Here is a 13880-nt window from a genome sequence, read left to right as displayed (position 1 = left end):
GGCTGCGCCCTATATTGTCAGGGCCCGCTGATAGCTTGGCTGCAAGGGTTTAATCACGGCATGGAAAGGCAGGTGGGTCGCGGTGTTCTTTCTCGATCCTCAGATCGCGGGCGCCCGGCAGGACTTGGTGTTCTCGGCCAGCGACCTCGTTATCGCCGCCACCTGCGAGTACCAGTTACTCCGGAAACTCGACGAAAAACTGGGCCGCACGCCTAAACGGGACTTCGCAACTGACGCCATGTTGGAGCGCACAGCCAAACTGGGCGACGTCCACGAGCACCGGGTCCTGGATGAGTTCGTGGCTGAGTTCGGGGCATGGGACGCGGCCACCGGAAAAGGCGTTTACGACGTCGTCCCCGCCTCAGCGATGGACCGCGCCGCCCTTACGGCCAAGCATGTGGAATCCATCGACGCCTTGCGCTCCGGAGCGGACGTCGTCTTCCAAGCCGCCTTCTTCGATGGCCAGTTCCATGGCCGATCCGACTTCCTGGTAAGGCGCCCCGGCGGGCAGTACGCCGTCTTCGACACCAAGCTGGCACGGCACGCCAAAGTCACAGCCCTCCTGCAGTTGGCAGCTTATGGGGATCAACTCATTCAGGCAGGGATCACACCGGACCCCACGGTCACCCTGGTGCTCGGCAACCGTGTCCACAGCGACCACCCCCTGGCACAGATCCTCCCCGTCTTTAGGGAGCGCCGGGAACGTTTCCTTGGCATGACCGAGTCGCATGTTTCAGAGGACGGCCCCGTGGAATGGGGTGACTCCCGCTACTCCGCTTGTGGCCGCTGCGACTACTGCGCTGAGCAAGTCCAACTTCATCGGGATCTCCTCATGGTGGCGGGCATGCGGGTCAGCCGGCGCAAGAAACTGATCGAGGCCGGCGTTACCACCATTGATGAATTGGCAGCCCTGCCCGAAGCGGGTGATCCCGCGCTGCTGCGGCTCCGTGAGCAGGCGCGGCTGCAGACCGGAACAGGTAAGCCGGATGGCACGGTCCAGTACACGGACAAGTCCGGTGAAGCCAAAGCCATCAGTTACAACGTCCTGCCGGACCACACGCTGGGCAGGCTACCCGCACCGGATCCGGGTGACATCTTCTTCGATTTCGAAGGCGATCCCCTGTGGCAGGACCCTGTCACCGAAAAGTGGGGATTGGAGTACCTGTTCGGGGTTATCGAGAACCCTGTAGAACCCGGTGCCGAGCCGGTGTTCAGGCCCTTCTGGGCGCACTCACGGGCTGAAGAGGGCAAAGCGTTTGTGGACTTCCTCGAGTACGTAGCCAAGCGGCGGGCACAGTATCCGGGCATGCACATCTACCACTACGCGGCGTACGAGAAGACGGCGCTGCGCAACCTGTCCTTGACGCACGTGGTGGGCGAAACCGCCGTCGACGACCTCCTGCGCCAAGGTGTTCTGGTGGACCTCTACGACACCGTCCGGCACAGCATCCGTATCTCAGAGAACTCTTACAGCATCAAGAAGCTCGAGCCTCTCTACATGGGCCAACACCTGCGCTCGGGTGACGTGACCGACGCCGGCGCCTCCGTTGTTGCCTACGCGGACTACTGCATGGCCAGGGACGCGGGAAATCGTGATGAAGCAGCCGTGATCCTGGAAGGCATCCGGGACTACAACGAATACGACTGCCTATCGACGCTGGAACTGCGCAACTGGTTGCTTGCCCGTGCTGCGGAGCGTTCCATCGCGCCAGGGGATGGAACGGACGACGCGCCCCCGGCAGATGCCGAGTCAGAGAAGACCGAACCGGATCAGTACGAGGCGGCGCCGGAAGAGAAAGCATTATTCGACTACGTCGCCGGGCTGCCCGAGGACGAGAGGGCCACTCCCGAGTCGCGCGCTATTGGCATTGTCGCTGCGGGAGTCGGGTATCACCGGCGCGAGGACAAACAGCACTGGTGGGGACACTTCGACCGTTTGGAAAAGCCAAGCTCCCAGTGGCCTGACGAGCGCGACCTCTTCATTGTCGACCACGCCGAACTGCTGCAGGACTGGGCAAAACCGACACCTCGGAGCAACCCTGCGCGGCTCGTGAAACTCTATGGCCGGTCCGGTGACGGCGCGGGGCTGGAACCGGGAAAGAAATACTTCCGCATGTACGGCCCTCCGTTGCCGGACTCGCTCCAGGCGAAAGAATCTGCCGCGCTTGGCCGTGCAGGCTGGAACGGAACCCTGGTCACCGAGGTTGGGGACGACGAGGACTTCGAAACAGTCACCATCTCCGAGGGCCTTCGCAAGGACTCCACGGCGTTCAGTCAACTGCCCATGGCGCTTACCCCGGATCCGCCCATTGCCACCAACGGCCAGCGGGCTGCACTCGCGGCGTTGGCCACAAAGCTCAGTGCTTCCTTGCCGTCGTGGCCTCGGGACTGTTCCTTGGATCTGGTGCGGAGGCAGCCTCCGAAGCTTCGTACACTGCCCGCTCTTCCAGCCGTCGCGGCCGGAGCTGACGGCTACGTTGATGCGATCACAACCGCAGTCGATGACTTGGACAACTCCTACCTGGCCGTGCAGGGACCTCCGGGCAGCGGCAAAACGTACGTCGGATCACATGTCATCGCCCGGCTCGTCGCTGCTGGCTGGAAAGTGGGCGTCGTAGCCCAGTCACACGCCGTGGTGGAGAACATGCTTTGCGCTGCTGTGGAGAAGGCCGGTGTTGACCCGGTGAGGGTGGCCAAGGAAGTCAAACACGAAGACCCCGTGCCATGGACCCAGTGCGCCAAGGGCGACGTGGAAGAACTATTGTCCAAGCCAGGCGGGGCCTTGATTGGCGGAACAGCCTGGACCATGGTGGGCAGTTCGGTCCCCGCTGGCTCGCTGGATCTCTTGGTCATCGACGAAGCCGGACAGTTCTCTTTGGCAAACACCATGGCCGTCAGCCGGGCTGCGAAGCGGCTGCTGCTGCTCGGGGATCCCCAGCAGCTTCCACAGGTAACCCAAGGGAAGCATCCGGAACCTGTTGATGAATCAGCACTCGGCTGGCTCTCTGACGGGTACAACACGTTGCCGCCCGAACTCGGCTACTTTTTGGCGCTCTCATGGCGCATGCATCCAGAGCTCTGCGGCGCAGTGTCCGAACTTTCCTACGACAACCGACTTGAGGCAGCCCCCGCGGCCAAGGAACGGCACCTGGACGGTGTTGCTCCCGGCATTTCCTGCGTCTACGTCCCGCATACCGGTAATTCAACGTCCTCACCTGAGGAAGCGGCGGAGGTGGTCCGTCAGGTCGAGGCCCACCTCGGCCTGACGTGGCTCGACCCTTCGGAATCGCCGGACCCCCGGCCCCTCGAGGAAACCGACATCCTGGTGGTCGCCGCGTACAACGCCCAGGTCCAGCTGATCAAGCACCATCTTCGAGGCGCCGGCCTAGGTAAGGTGCGGGTGGGTACCGTTGACAAGTTCCAAGGTCAGCAAGCCCCGGTCGTGTTCGTGTCCATGGCCGCGTCAGCAGCCGGAGAAGTCCCGCGGGGTATGGAGTTCCTGCTGTCCCGGAACCGGATCAACGTGGCGGTGTCGCGCGGTCAGTGGCGTGCCGTCGTCGTGCGTTCACTCGAACTGACCAACTACCTGCCAACGCATCCCGAAGGTCTTGAGAGCCTCGGCGGCTTCGTGGCCCTCTGCCAGCGGGCAGTCGCCCCGGCGCGTCAGTGACCGCACGCCTCCCCCACCCAACTGGGTAGCACTTCAGGCCGTTATGAGCCCTCAGAACGGCCTGAAGTGCTACCTAGTTGGAGAGCGAGGGCTTCGTCCAAGACCTTGCCGAAGTTGGTGGCGTCGTGCGCAAAACGGCCGAGAAAGAGCCCGGACACCCCGTTCAGCTGCGGCAGGAGACCTGGCTTAGCCGAACCCCCGTAGATGATGGGCAGCCGGGCCAGGCCATGCTGGGCCAGCGCCGAACGCAAGGAACCGACCACCTGCGAAACGTACTCTGCCGAAGCCGGCTCCGGAGCACCAATCGCCCATACAGGCTCGTAGGCAATGACCAGCTCGGAGGTAACCGACCAGTCGCCGGAAACGGCTGCCTTGATCTGCCGGTAAACCGTGCCAGCCGCTGCCGCCGGGGCCAAAATCTCGCGCTCCCCCAAGCACAGCAGTGGCGTCATTCCGGCGTCGACGGCGGCCCTCACCTTGAGCGCAATCATCGCCTCATCCTCCGCGAAGTACCGGCGACGTTCTGCGTGGCCGATCTCCACGAGGCCGACACCGAGTTCCCTCAACATGGACGGAGAAACCTCGCCCGTCCACGGACCGTCGGACCAACCACAGTTTTGGGCGCCCAGGACCAGCGGCGTACCTTCAAGCAACCGTGCCGCCTCGGGCAACACCGGAAACGACGGGATCACGAACGGGACCACCTGCCCGGCCACGAGGGCCGGACGGGCGTCCACTTCAGCTACCAGCTGTTCCAGCCATTCCAGGCTCTGCGCGTAGCCCATGTACATCTTGGTGCTGACGCCTACGAACAAAGTGTCCGGCGTGGTGTCAGTAGCCGGCAGCTGCACGGTCTACTTCCCCAGCAGTTCGTCGGCTTTATTGCTGAAGCGCTTGGTGCCGAACATCAGGACAGCCGCCACGAAGGGCAGCACACCCAGCGCGTACACACCCATGGTTCCCGTATCCGAGGCCGTGACTTGGTTGACCGTGGTTCGCAGGATCGGGGCAACGAACCCACCCAGGTTTCCAAGGGAATTGATCAAACCGATACCGGCAGCCGCGGCAGTTCCGGTGAGGAACGCCGTCGGGTATGACCAGCAGATAGGGCCTGTCGACAGGAAGCTGCACACCGCAAGGGTGATGAAGATGATGCCGACGGCCGGCATCTGGTTCGCGCCTGCCCATGCCGAGCCGAAGATGCAGAGGCCCGTGGAGATGAACAAGGCCGTGCCCCAACGACGTCGGCGTTCCACAGTGTTGGCGGCCTTGCCGATGAAGTAGCAAGCGAAGATGCCGAAGAACCACGGGATCGCGGCCAGGAGTCCGACGGCGATGCCCACCTTTTGGCCGGTCAGCTGCGCCACCTGCTGGGGCAGGTAGAACGTCACACCGTAAACCGCCACTTGCAGGCAGAAGTAGATGACGGTGAAGTACCAAACCCGGCCGTTCCGCATGGACGCCAGAACGCCGCGGGGCCCCGTTTCTTCCTTCACGGTGTCCTCCAACGCCATGACATCTGACAGGGCCCGTTTCTCTTCCTTGGTGAGGAACTTGGCGTCTTGGGGGCTGTTGATGAGGAAGAAGTAAGCTGCGATACCGGCCACCACGGCGAGCATGCCTTCTACGAAGAACATGACCTGCCAGCCGGCTACGCCCGGAACCTGGTCGCCGATGTTGATGAGCCAGCCAGACAGCGGCGCACCCATCATTTGGGAGAACGGCTGGGCCAGGTAGAAGATGGCGAACATCTTCACTCGGACTTTGTTGGGGAACCACGCGGCCAGGAACATGATGACGCCCGGGAACAGGCCGGCCTCGGTCACACCCAGCAGGAACCGCAGGATGATGAAGGACGTCTCACCTTGGACAAAAGCGAAGCACGCCGAAACGATGCCCCACGTAATGGCGATCCGGGCCAGCCACACCTTCGCTCCGAACTTGGTGAGCAGCAGGTTGCTGGGGATCTCGAACAGGGCATAGCCGATGAAAAAAATACCGGCACCCAGCGCGTAAGCACCTGCAGTAATACCCTTATCCACTTCCAGCGCGGCTTCAGCGAAGCCAACGTTGGTGCGGTCCAGGAAGGCCACCACGTACAGGATGACGAGCATTGGCATGAGCCGCCGCGAGGCTTTGGAAATCGCCGACTTCAAGACCGGCGTATCCAGCAACTCCTTAGTGGAATTGGTGGCAACAGACATTGAAACTCCTCTTTGAGTGCCAGGAAAATGACTAGTGCAGCGCGATCAGCGCGGGAAGAAAATGAGCACCATGCCCACTGCGCAGGCGAGGACGCCCACGGCAAGGTAGATCTTGCGTTCTCGTGTCCAGGTCTTCATGGCGCGGGCCCTAGTGCATGTACAGTCCGCCATCCACATTCAGCGTCTGGCCGGAGATGTATCCGGAGTCCTCGCTGATGAGGAAGGCGATGGCGGCGGCGATGTCCCGGGTGGAACCCACACGGTTCACTACAAGGTCCTTGGTGAGTTCATCCTTGCGTTCCTGGCTCAGCGTTCCACCCATGATGTCGGTGTCGATGGGGCCGGGAGAGATGGCGTTGACGGTGATGTCGTACTCGCCAAGTTCACGGGCCGTAGCGCGGGTCAAACCGATGACGCCGGCTTTGGCCACGGAGTACGGGGTCTTGGAGAACGTGCCGCCGCCGCGCTGGGCGGAAACGGAGGAGATGTTCACGATGCGACCTATCCGGTTCTTGACCATGGATTCGGCAACACGGCGGGTGGCGTAGTGGACGCCGTTGAGGTTGATGTTCAGGACGCGGTCCCACTCAGCGGCTTCGAGCTCCAGGTAGCCAACGGGCGAGCTGACACCGGCAACGTTGGCCAGTGCGACGATCTGCGGCAGTTCGGCCTCAAGTTCGTCAATGGCCGCACGGACCTCGGCTTCACTGGCCACATTTGCGCCAACACCGTGAGCCTGCACGCCGTACTCTGCGGCGATTTCCTTAGCTGCGATCTTGCAGGCAGCGTCATCAAGATCGATGATGCCGATGTTCCAGCCTTGGGCGGCCAGGTAGTTGACAGTAGCGCGGCCAATGCCGCGTTCAGAGACGGCGCCGGTGACGATTGCGGTGCGTTCAGTGGGGAAAGTCATGTGTTTTCTCCTGAAAGTGTTAGTTGATGGGGGCCGGGCCGAGCTCTTCAATGAGCTTCTGCATGGCCACGTAGGCCTTGTTGCGGTAGGCGATGAGTTCCGGGGTGCGCTCGGCGGGCACGTTGAGGAAGCCTGCGCCGGTCTTGGTGCCGAGCTTGCCCGCTTCCACCAGGTCGGAGAGGATCTTCGGCGTGGCGAAGCGTTCCGGGAATCCGGTCTGCAGCGACTTGTAGCAGAAGTTGTAGACGTCCAAGCCGGCCATGTCCGCGATGGCGAACGGACCAAAGAAAGGCAAGCGGAAGCCGAACGTCGTACGCACGAGGGTGTCGACGTCGTCCGCCGTTGCGATTCCTTGTTCCACCAGCTGCGCTGCCTCGTGGAACAGCGCGTACTGCAGCCGGTTCAGCACGAAACCGGTGACGTCCTTGACGACGGCGGTCTGCTTACCGGCCGCATGGACCAGCTCGCGGGATACGGCCACCGTTGCGGCAGAAGTCTCAGCGTGGGGGATGATCTCGACACCGGGAATGAACGGCGACGGGTTGGAGAAGTGCACACCCAGGAAGCGCTCGGGACGGGTAACGGCTTCGGCGAGGGCAGCGATGGAAATCGTGGACGTGTTGGAACCGATGACGGCATCCGGACGGGCTGCGGCGCTGATCCGGGCCAAGGACTGGTGCTTGATTTCCAATACCTCGGGAACGCACTCCTCGATGAAGTCAGCGTCCGCAACAGCTTCCTCAATGTCCTTGGCTGCCCACAGGTTCTGTTTCAGAATTTCGGTTGAACCGGCCGGGAACAGGCCATCGGCAACAAACTGGTCCGATTCCACCAGCAGGCGGTCGAAGTTTTTCTGCGCTACCTCAGCGGAAACATCGGCAAGCGCAACGCGCGCGCCACCGAGCGCCAGCACTTGGGCGATGCCGCCGCCCATGTAGCCGGAGCCGACGACGGCGATCTTCCGGGCTGCGTTGTTGGCGGTGGGTCCGGTTGCTTCAGGAGTGGTCATGATCAGACTGCCTTCGTGTAGTCGGGCTCGTACGAGCAGATGGCGTCCACCTTGGCGGCGGAAGATGAGCTTTGGTCGAAGCGGTGGTCGAGCCACTCCCCTACGAGCTTTTTGGCCAGTTCCAAGCCAATCACCCGCTGTCCGAGAGTGAGGACCTGGGCGTTGTTGCTCAGCACGGACCGTTCAACGGAGTAGCTGTCGTGGGCTGTGACGGCCCGGATTCCGGGGACCTTGTTGGCCGCGATGGCCACCCCCAGTCCCGTACCGCAAATCAACAATGCCCGGTCTGCTTCCCCAACTGCGACTTTGCGGGCGGCATCGACGGCGACATGCGGGTAGGCGGTGGAGTCATTGAAACCGACGCCGACGTCCGTCACCGAGGCCACACGCGGGTCTGCTTCCAGCAAGGCAACGAGGGCCTGCTTGTACTCGACACCGGCTTCGTCATTGCCGACGATGATGCGCCAGCCTTGGTTGTTGCTCATGCTTGGGCTCCGTTTCCTGCTGCTGCCGCTGAAGATGCGGTGGCCAGTTGTGAATCGATGAAGTGGGAAATCCTGGTGGCGATCAAGCCAAAGGACACTGCGCCTGGATCAGGGTGGCCGATGCTCTTCTCCGCGAGGGGACGTGCACGGCCCTTCAGCGGGCGAAGTTCAGCTGTCTTCGCGGCAGCGGACTCAGCTGCCGCAGCGGCAACTGCCAGGGCCCGATCAACCGGAGTTCCGCCGTCGAGCTCTGTCAGGAAGGTGTCCCGGAAGGGCAGGAGCGCGTCCACCATGGTTTTGTCCCCGGGATCGGCTTTGCCGAGTTCGGTAATCGCGCGGGCAAAGGCCTTCACGGCGGCCGCCGCGTCCTCCGAGGTGTACGTTTCACGGTTGCCCAGCGACAGCCCGGCAGCGATCACTGCGGAACCCCAAAGCGCCCCGGACGTCCCGCCGGCCCGCTCGCTCCAGGCTTCCCCGGCTGCCGTCAGGATGCGCGCTACTGAAGAACCCTCAGCAGCCTCGCTGGCTGCGGCTGCCGCATCCACGCCGCGCCGCATGCCGATGCCGTGGTCACCGTCACCGGCGATCGCGTCCAGCTTGCCGAGTTCCTCTTCATGCTCGACGACGACGTCACGCACTTGGGCGAGGATGGCCACGGCCTGCCGCCCGAGTTCAGCGGCTGCCGGGGTGGGCTGTTCGACGTCGGCGGTTTCGGCGTCGTCGATTGCTGCCTCAGCGCGAGGTGCGCGAGGTGACATGCTGCCCTTGCGGAACGCTGGAGTGTCGGCGGGCGCAGCCCAGTACTGCTCAAGTTCTTCGTCCAACCACAGCAACGTCAGGGATAGTCCGGACATGTCCAGGCTGGTCACCAGCTCACCGCACTCGGGCTCCACCACGGTGAGGCCCGCAGCGCTGAGAAGCTTCTCGATCTTGCCGAACAGCAGGAAGAGTTCGTCATACTTCACCGTGCCAAGGCCGTTGACGATAACCACCACCCGGCCCCCGGCGTCCTCAGGTTTGTCCTCTAGCAGCTTGGTGACCAGCAGCTCCGCCAGCTCTGAAGCAGTGGGCATCGGGTGCTCCGAGATTCCAGGCTCGCCATGAATTCCGAGGCCCAGCGACATCTGCCCGGCAGGAACGTGGAACAAAGGATCCTTGGCGCCTGGGAGCGTGCAGCCGTCAAAGGCCACACCCAGCGACCGCGTCCGGTAGTTGGTCTTGATGGCCAACCGCTCGACGTCGTCAAGGTCCAGTCCCGCTTCTGCGGCGGCACCGGCAATCTTGAACACTGTCAGGTCGCCTGCGATTCCACGGCGCTTCTCCAGTTGCTCGATCGGCGCGCTGGCGATGTCATCGGTGACGGTGACGGTTCGGGTTTCGATACCCTCGGCGTTGAGCCTGAGCTGTGCTTGGCCGAAGTGCAGGACGTCGCCGGCGTAGTTGCCGTAACTGAGCAGGACTCCGCCGCCGGCGTTAGCCGCCTTCGCAACCCGATAGACCTGGCCGGCTGCCGGGGAGGCGAACATGTTGCCGCAGGCTGATCCAGTTGCAAGTCCGGGGCCTACCAGTCCGGCGAAAGCCGGGTAGTGTCCCGAGCCGCCGCCGACCACCAGGGCCACCTGGCCGGAGGGGACCTCCGTGGAGCGGACCACACCGCCGTCCACTCGGGCGACGTAGCCGCGGTTGGCAGCTACAAAACCGTTTAGCGCTTCATCGGCAAAATCTGCCGGGTTGTCGAAAATCTGTGTCATTTCCTAGACTCCTGCGAGCTGGGTTACCGGTACCTGGCGTCCCTGGGCGACTTCGCTCTTGCCGAGCTCATAGCCCTCGGTTTTCGGCAGGACATGGCGGCGAAGGTAGTCCTGATTGCTGGCCGTGACGCTCAACCCGTCTCCGCCGTAGTGCTCTGTGCAGAGGATGCCTTGGAAGCCGACGGACAGCGCAACCTTGAACGCCTCGCGGTAGTTGATGAGCCCGCTTTCCATGGGGGCCGGCATGGTGATGTAACTGTCGCGGGCCACGTCTTCGTCGCGGATGTAGTTCTTCATGTGCCAGTAGTTGGAGTACGGCAGGGTCTTCGCCACCATTTCGCGCCAGTCCTCGATAGGCCGGTGCAGGCGGATCAGGTTGCCGAGGTCCGGGTTCAGGCCAACGTTGTCCAAGCCGATGTCCTGGACCAGCTGCACGGAGGAATCAGCGGTCCCAAGGTAAGTGTCCTCGTACATTTCCAGCGAGATCAGGATGCCGGCTTCTGCTGCATGCTTTCCGAGCTCACGGATCCGGGAAACTGCGTTGCCCCATGCTTCCTTGTCACCCACGGGGTCCTTGTAGCCCTCGACGGTCCAGAACCACAGCTGCTTCTGCTGCTCCGGCGTGATCGCTTGGTGCAGTCCGAAGGACACCACTTCGCAACCCAGCTCGGCAGCGGCGTCGATGGTGCGGTGACTGTAGGCGAGGTTGTCGGCCCAATCAGTGGCATGGATGACGCTGCGGCGAATAGCGGAGATGACTGGTACGCCGATGCCCACCTCGTCGGCGGCCTGCTTGAACTCGGCGAGGCGTTCCTTGCTGAGATCGCCCGGGCGGACCCAGCTGTCTGTGAGGTCTGCGTTTGCGAACCCGGCCTCTTTCACTTCCTGGAGAACGGACGCCCAAACGGAAGCGTCGGCGTCGTTGACGTGCTGCCCCGCAGCGTCGGTGCCGGGGAACTGCAGGAGGGCCGCGGTGATGGGCCAATTCTCGGCGGTGTACGCCATGATGATCACTCCTTCGTGGAATCCTGTTTCCTATAGGATTTACGAACCGAGCGAAGCTGTCAACCCTTTTGCGAAACTTCCTAGATCCTATATGTCTTACATATGGGTGTGAAGGGGGTCACCGATCCGCTGGGTGGTTGTCAGCGAGGGCGCACCAATAGCCGTCGATCGCCCCCATAACCACTGATGCGTTCGGCGCGAAAGGGCGCGACGCCCAAACGGGCGCGTCGGGACTAGTCCTCCGGCGCGTCTGCCATCGCCCGGCCGCGAACTTTCTCGACGTGATCCACCATCATGGCCGCGGCCTTCTCGGGGTCGCCGCTGGTAATGGCTTCGAGCACGGCCTGGTGCTCGGCAATTGCCTGTTCGGCATCGGTGATTCCCACTCCCCCGAACAATCGGAAGCGCTGGATCTGTCCACCCAGGGTGTTGTAGGCCGCCAGCAGGAATTGGTTGTTGGCCTGCGCGGCGATGAGCTGATGGAAGCGTTCATCCGCTTCGAGGTAGCTGCGATACTCAGCGAAGGTACCTCCCCGCGGAGCAGTCTTCAGGTCCTCAACAGCTTGCTTCAATGCTTCGAGGCCGTCGGGCGTCATACGCGAACAGGCCAACCGTGCATTGACCGGCTCAATGGACAAACGCGCTTCCATGAGCTCAGCGAAATCCTCGCGCGTGAAAACCGGAGCCACCCGATAGCCCTTCAAAGCGACACGCCGCACCATGCCGGTGTGCTCCAAACGGGCCAACGCCTCCCGCACCGGAGTCGGCGAAACATCGAGCTCCCTCGCCATCCCGTCGATGCTCACTGCTGCCCCCGGCTCCAACCGACCATCCATGAGCCACTCGAGGAGGGCCTCGTAGACATGGTCGGCCAACACTTGCCGGCTGACAGGGTAGCCTGCGCGGACAACGGACGGGGAAGGATCAGCCATGTCCAAATCCTATAGGAACGCACGACGTCGGCACTCAGGCGAGTGCCGACGTCGGAGATTTGTATGGCTTTAGTTCGCGTAGAACGGGTAGTCCGTGTACCCCTCGGCGCCGTCGGCATAGAAGGTGGAAGCATCCGGCTCGTTCAGCGGCAGGCTTTCACGCCAGCGGCGGGCTAGGTCCGGGTTGGCAATGGCGGGGCGGCCCACCACTACGGCGTCGGCGAGGCCGTCTTCGATGATCGCGAAGGCTTCGTCACGGGTGGTGATTTCGCTGAAGCCGGTGTTCACCAGGAACGTGCCGTTGAATCGCTCGCGCAGGTCCTGCACCAAGTCGCTATTGGGGTCGTGGTGGAGGATGCTCAGGTAGGCCAGGTTCAGTGGAGCGATGGTTTCCACCAGCACCTCGTAGGTTGCCCGGACATCAGCGGCGTCAGTTTCGGCGATTCCCTGCACGTTGTGCTCCGGGGAAATGCGGATTCCTACGCGGTTGGCACCGAGGGACTCGACCACTGCGTTGACGGTCTCGATCACGAAGCGGGCCCGGTTCTCCGGGGAGCCGCCGTAGCTGTCGGTGCGAACGTTCGAGTTGGGTGCAAGGAATTCGTGCAGCAGGTACCCGTTGGCGGAGTGGAGCTCAACGCCGTCGAAACCTGCCTCGATCGCGTTTTTGGAGGCGGTGACGATCTCCTGGATGACTCCCGGGAGTTCGTCGGTGCGGAGTTCACGCGGTACCGGGTAGGGCCGTTTGCCGTTGGGGGTGCGAACCTCGCCGTCGATGGCGACAGCGCTAGGGCCCACGATCTCGTGGCCGCCGGTGATGTCGGCGTGCGAAACCCGGCCGCCGTGCATGATCTGCGCGAAGATGCGTCCGCCCTCAGCGTGGACCGCATCGGTGGCCTTCTTCCAGCCAGCGATTTGCTCCTCCGTGACGAGTCCCGGCTGTCCCGGGTACGACTGGCCCGCAGGCGTCGGGTACGTTCCTTCGCTGACGATCAGCCCAAGGGAAGCCCGCTGGCGGTAATGCTCGGCGATCAATGAACCTGGCACGCCGTTCTGACCTGCGCGGAGACGGGTCAAAGGCGCCATCACCAGTCGGTTGGAAAGTTCAAGTTCGCCGAGGGCCAGTGGGGAAAACAGCATGCGCAGTTCCTTTCAGAATGAATCAGGTTCATCCTGAGCAACTGCATAGCGTCTGCAACTATTCCAAAAGAGGCGCACATCACACAGGAGGCTACTCGCGTACCTCCTCCAGCGCCCGCTTCTGCAGCAGCGGTTCGAGGTTGTGAAGAAATGAATCGCTGAATTGCTGCATTGCCGCTTGATTGGGAGTCAGGTAGTCAGGAGTCTCTTCAATGGTTTCAATTGTCAGCCTGCAACCGAGGGTGGTCGGTTCGAGCCGGTACACCATCTTTGTGGAGACGTCACCGGGAGGAAAAAGCACCTGGGTAACGGCGAAACGCTCGGGCACTTCCTCAATGACTTCAATCATCGAAACACTGCCGTTCCAGCCGAAAAAACACTGCCGTTCCCCTGGCCCGTCAGGGATGGCCGGCACCGCGAAGGCGTGCGCCACATCGTTCCCCTCCATCGCTGCCTCTGCGGGCCGGATGGCCGACCAGACAACAGCGGGCGAGTACCCATATTCAGCGGAACTCGTTGTTGTGGTGGCCCTGAAGGTATGTGCTTTAGCCGCATCTGCGCGTTGCGCTTGGACCTTGCGGTCAGCGATCGCTCCATGGATGAAGGTCAGCAGCAACCCGCTCACCACGATGGCTAAGACCGGGACGCCAAGGGGATCCCGGTTTTGGAGCAGTGACGCCCCTAGCAGGCTCAACGTGACCAGTCCAGAAAGCGCCAAGATGGCGAAGTAGGCAATGACAATATTCTTCACGAACAACACAGTGACACACG

At 62.6% G+C, this 13880-nt stretch carries 11 protein-coding genes; 1 reads left to right on the top strand and 10 read right to left on the bottom strand.

Annotated elements, in window-relative coordinates:
* Positions 1-82: 82 nt before the first annotated feature.
* The gene (locus RIF72_RS05045; RefSeq protein WP_309073753.1) at positions 83-3670 is read left to right on the top strand and encodes a TM0106 family RecB-like putative nuclease; all 3588 of its coding nucleotides are present in this window, start codon (positions 83-85) and stop codon (positions 3668-3670) included.
* Between the two features lie 41 nt (positions 3671-3711).
* Here RIF72_RS05045 and RIF72_RS05040 read toward each other — a convergent pair whose 3' ends face one another.
* From RIF72_RS05040 to RIF72_RS04995, 10 genes are all read right to left on the bottom strand, one after another.
* Positions 3712-4461 (bottom strand): triose-phosphate isomerase family protein, encoded by a 750-nt coding sequence (locus RIF72_RS05040; protein ID WP_375164200.1) that lies wholly within the window; start codon positions 4459-4461, stop codon positions 3712-3714.
* Positions 4462-4524: 63 nt separating this feature from the next.
* Positions 4525-5874, bottom strand: coding sequence for an MFS transporter (locus tag RIF72_RS05035; protein ID WP_091465855.1), 1350 nt, complete (start codon positions 5872-5874; stop codon positions 4525-4527).
* A gap of 148 nt (positions 5875-6022) precedes the next feature.
* Positions 6023-6787 carry an SDR family oxidoreductase gene (locus tag RIF72_RS05030; protein ID WP_309073751.1) on the bottom strand — a complete coding sequence of 255 codons (765 nt, stop codon included), beginning with the start codon at positions 6785-6787 and terminating at the stop codon, positions 6023-6025.
* 19 nt (positions 6788-6806) lie between these two features.
* Entirely contained in the window at positions 6807-7796 is a 990-nt protein-coding gene (locus RIF72_RS05025) for a 3-hydroxyacyl-CoA dehydrogenase family protein (RefSeq protein WP_309073750.1), read from the bottom strand.
* Between the two features lie 2 nt (positions 7797-7798).
* Positions 7799-8281, bottom strand: coding sequence for a ribose-5-phosphate isomerase (locus RIF72_RS05020; protein WP_309073749.1), 483 nt, complete (start codon positions 8279-8281; stop codon positions 7799-7801).
* Entirely contained in the window at positions 8278-10032 is a 1755-nt protein-coding gene (dhaL, locus tag RIF72_RS05015) for a dihydroxyacetone kinase subunit DhaL (RefSeq protein WP_309073748.1), read from the bottom strand. The genes RIF72_RS05020 and dhaL overlap by 4 nt, the downstream gene beginning before the upstream one ends.
* A 3-nt stretch (positions 10033-10035) precedes the next feature.
* Complete coding sequence (locus tag RIF72_RS05010) at positions 10036-11037, bottom strand: sugar phosphate isomerase/epimerase family protein (RefSeq protein WP_309073747.1); 1002 nt, start codon at positions 11035-11037, stop codon at positions 10036-10038.
* A gap of 233 nt (positions 11038-11270) precedes the next feature.
* Complete coding sequence (locus tag RIF72_RS05005) at positions 11271-11969, bottom strand: GntR family transcriptional regulator (protein WP_309073746.1); 699 nt, start codon at positions 11967-11969, stop codon at positions 11271-11273.
* A 69-nt stretch (positions 11970-12038) separates the two neighbouring features.
* Positions 12039-13109: an alkene reductase gene (locus RIF72_RS05000; RefSeq protein WP_309073745.1), complete on the bottom strand. Its 1071-nt coding sequence runs from the start codon at positions 13107-13109 to the stop codon at positions 12039-12041.
* Between the two features lie 91 nt (positions 13110-13200).
* The gene (locus tag RIF72_RS04995) at positions 13201-13860 is read right to left on the bottom strand and encodes a hypothetical protein (protein ID WP_309073744.1); all 660 of its coding nucleotides are present in this window, start codon (positions 13858-13860) and stop codon (positions 13201-13203) included.
* Positions 13861-13880 lie beyond the last annotated feature (20 nt).

This window comes from Paenarthrobacter sp., from assembly GCF_031180005.1.
Taxonomy (GTDB): domain Bacteria; phylum Actinomycetota; class Actinomycetes; order Actinomycetales; family Micrococcaceae; genus Arthrobacter.
Note: the sequence above shows the minus strand (reverse complement) of the source record. Positions and strands in the feature narration are given on the sequence as shown.

Coding starts and splice junctions, on each gene's coding strand:
- RIF72_RS05040 (WP_375164200.1), bottom strand. CDS start 4,461: ATGTACATGGGCTACGCGCAGAGCCTGGAATGGCTGGAACAGCTGGTA.
- RIF72_RS05035 (WP_091465855.1), bottom strand. CDS start 5,874: ATGTCTGTTGCCACCAATTCCACTAAGGAGTTGCTGGATACGCCGGTC.
- RIF72_RS05030 (WP_309073751.1), bottom strand. CDS start 6,787: ATGACTTTCCCCACTGAACGCACCGCAATCGTCACCGGCGCCGTCTCT.
- RIF72_RS05025 (WP_309073750.1), bottom strand. CDS start 7,796: ATGACCACTCCTGAAGCAACCGGACCCACCGCCAACAACGCAGCCCGG.
- RIF72_RS05020 (WP_309073749.1), bottom strand. CDS start 8,281: ATGAGCAACAACCAAGGCTGGCGCATCATCGTCGGCAATGACGAAGCC.
- dhaL (WP_309073748.1), bottom strand. CDS start 10,032: ATGACACAGATTTTCGACAACCCGGCAGATTTTGCCGATGAAGCGCTA.
- RIF72_RS05010 (WP_309073747.1), bottom strand. CDS start 11,037: ATGGCGTACACCGCCGAGAATTGGCCCATCACCGCGGCCCTCCTGCAG.
- RIF72_RS05005 (WP_309073746.1), bottom strand. CDS start 11,969: ATGGCTGATCCTTCCCCGTCCGTTGTCCGCGCAGGCTACCCTGTCAGC.
- RIF72_RS05000 (WP_309073745.1), bottom strand. CDS start 13,109: ATGCTGTTTTCCCCACTGGCCCTCGGCGAACTTGAACTTTCCAACCGA.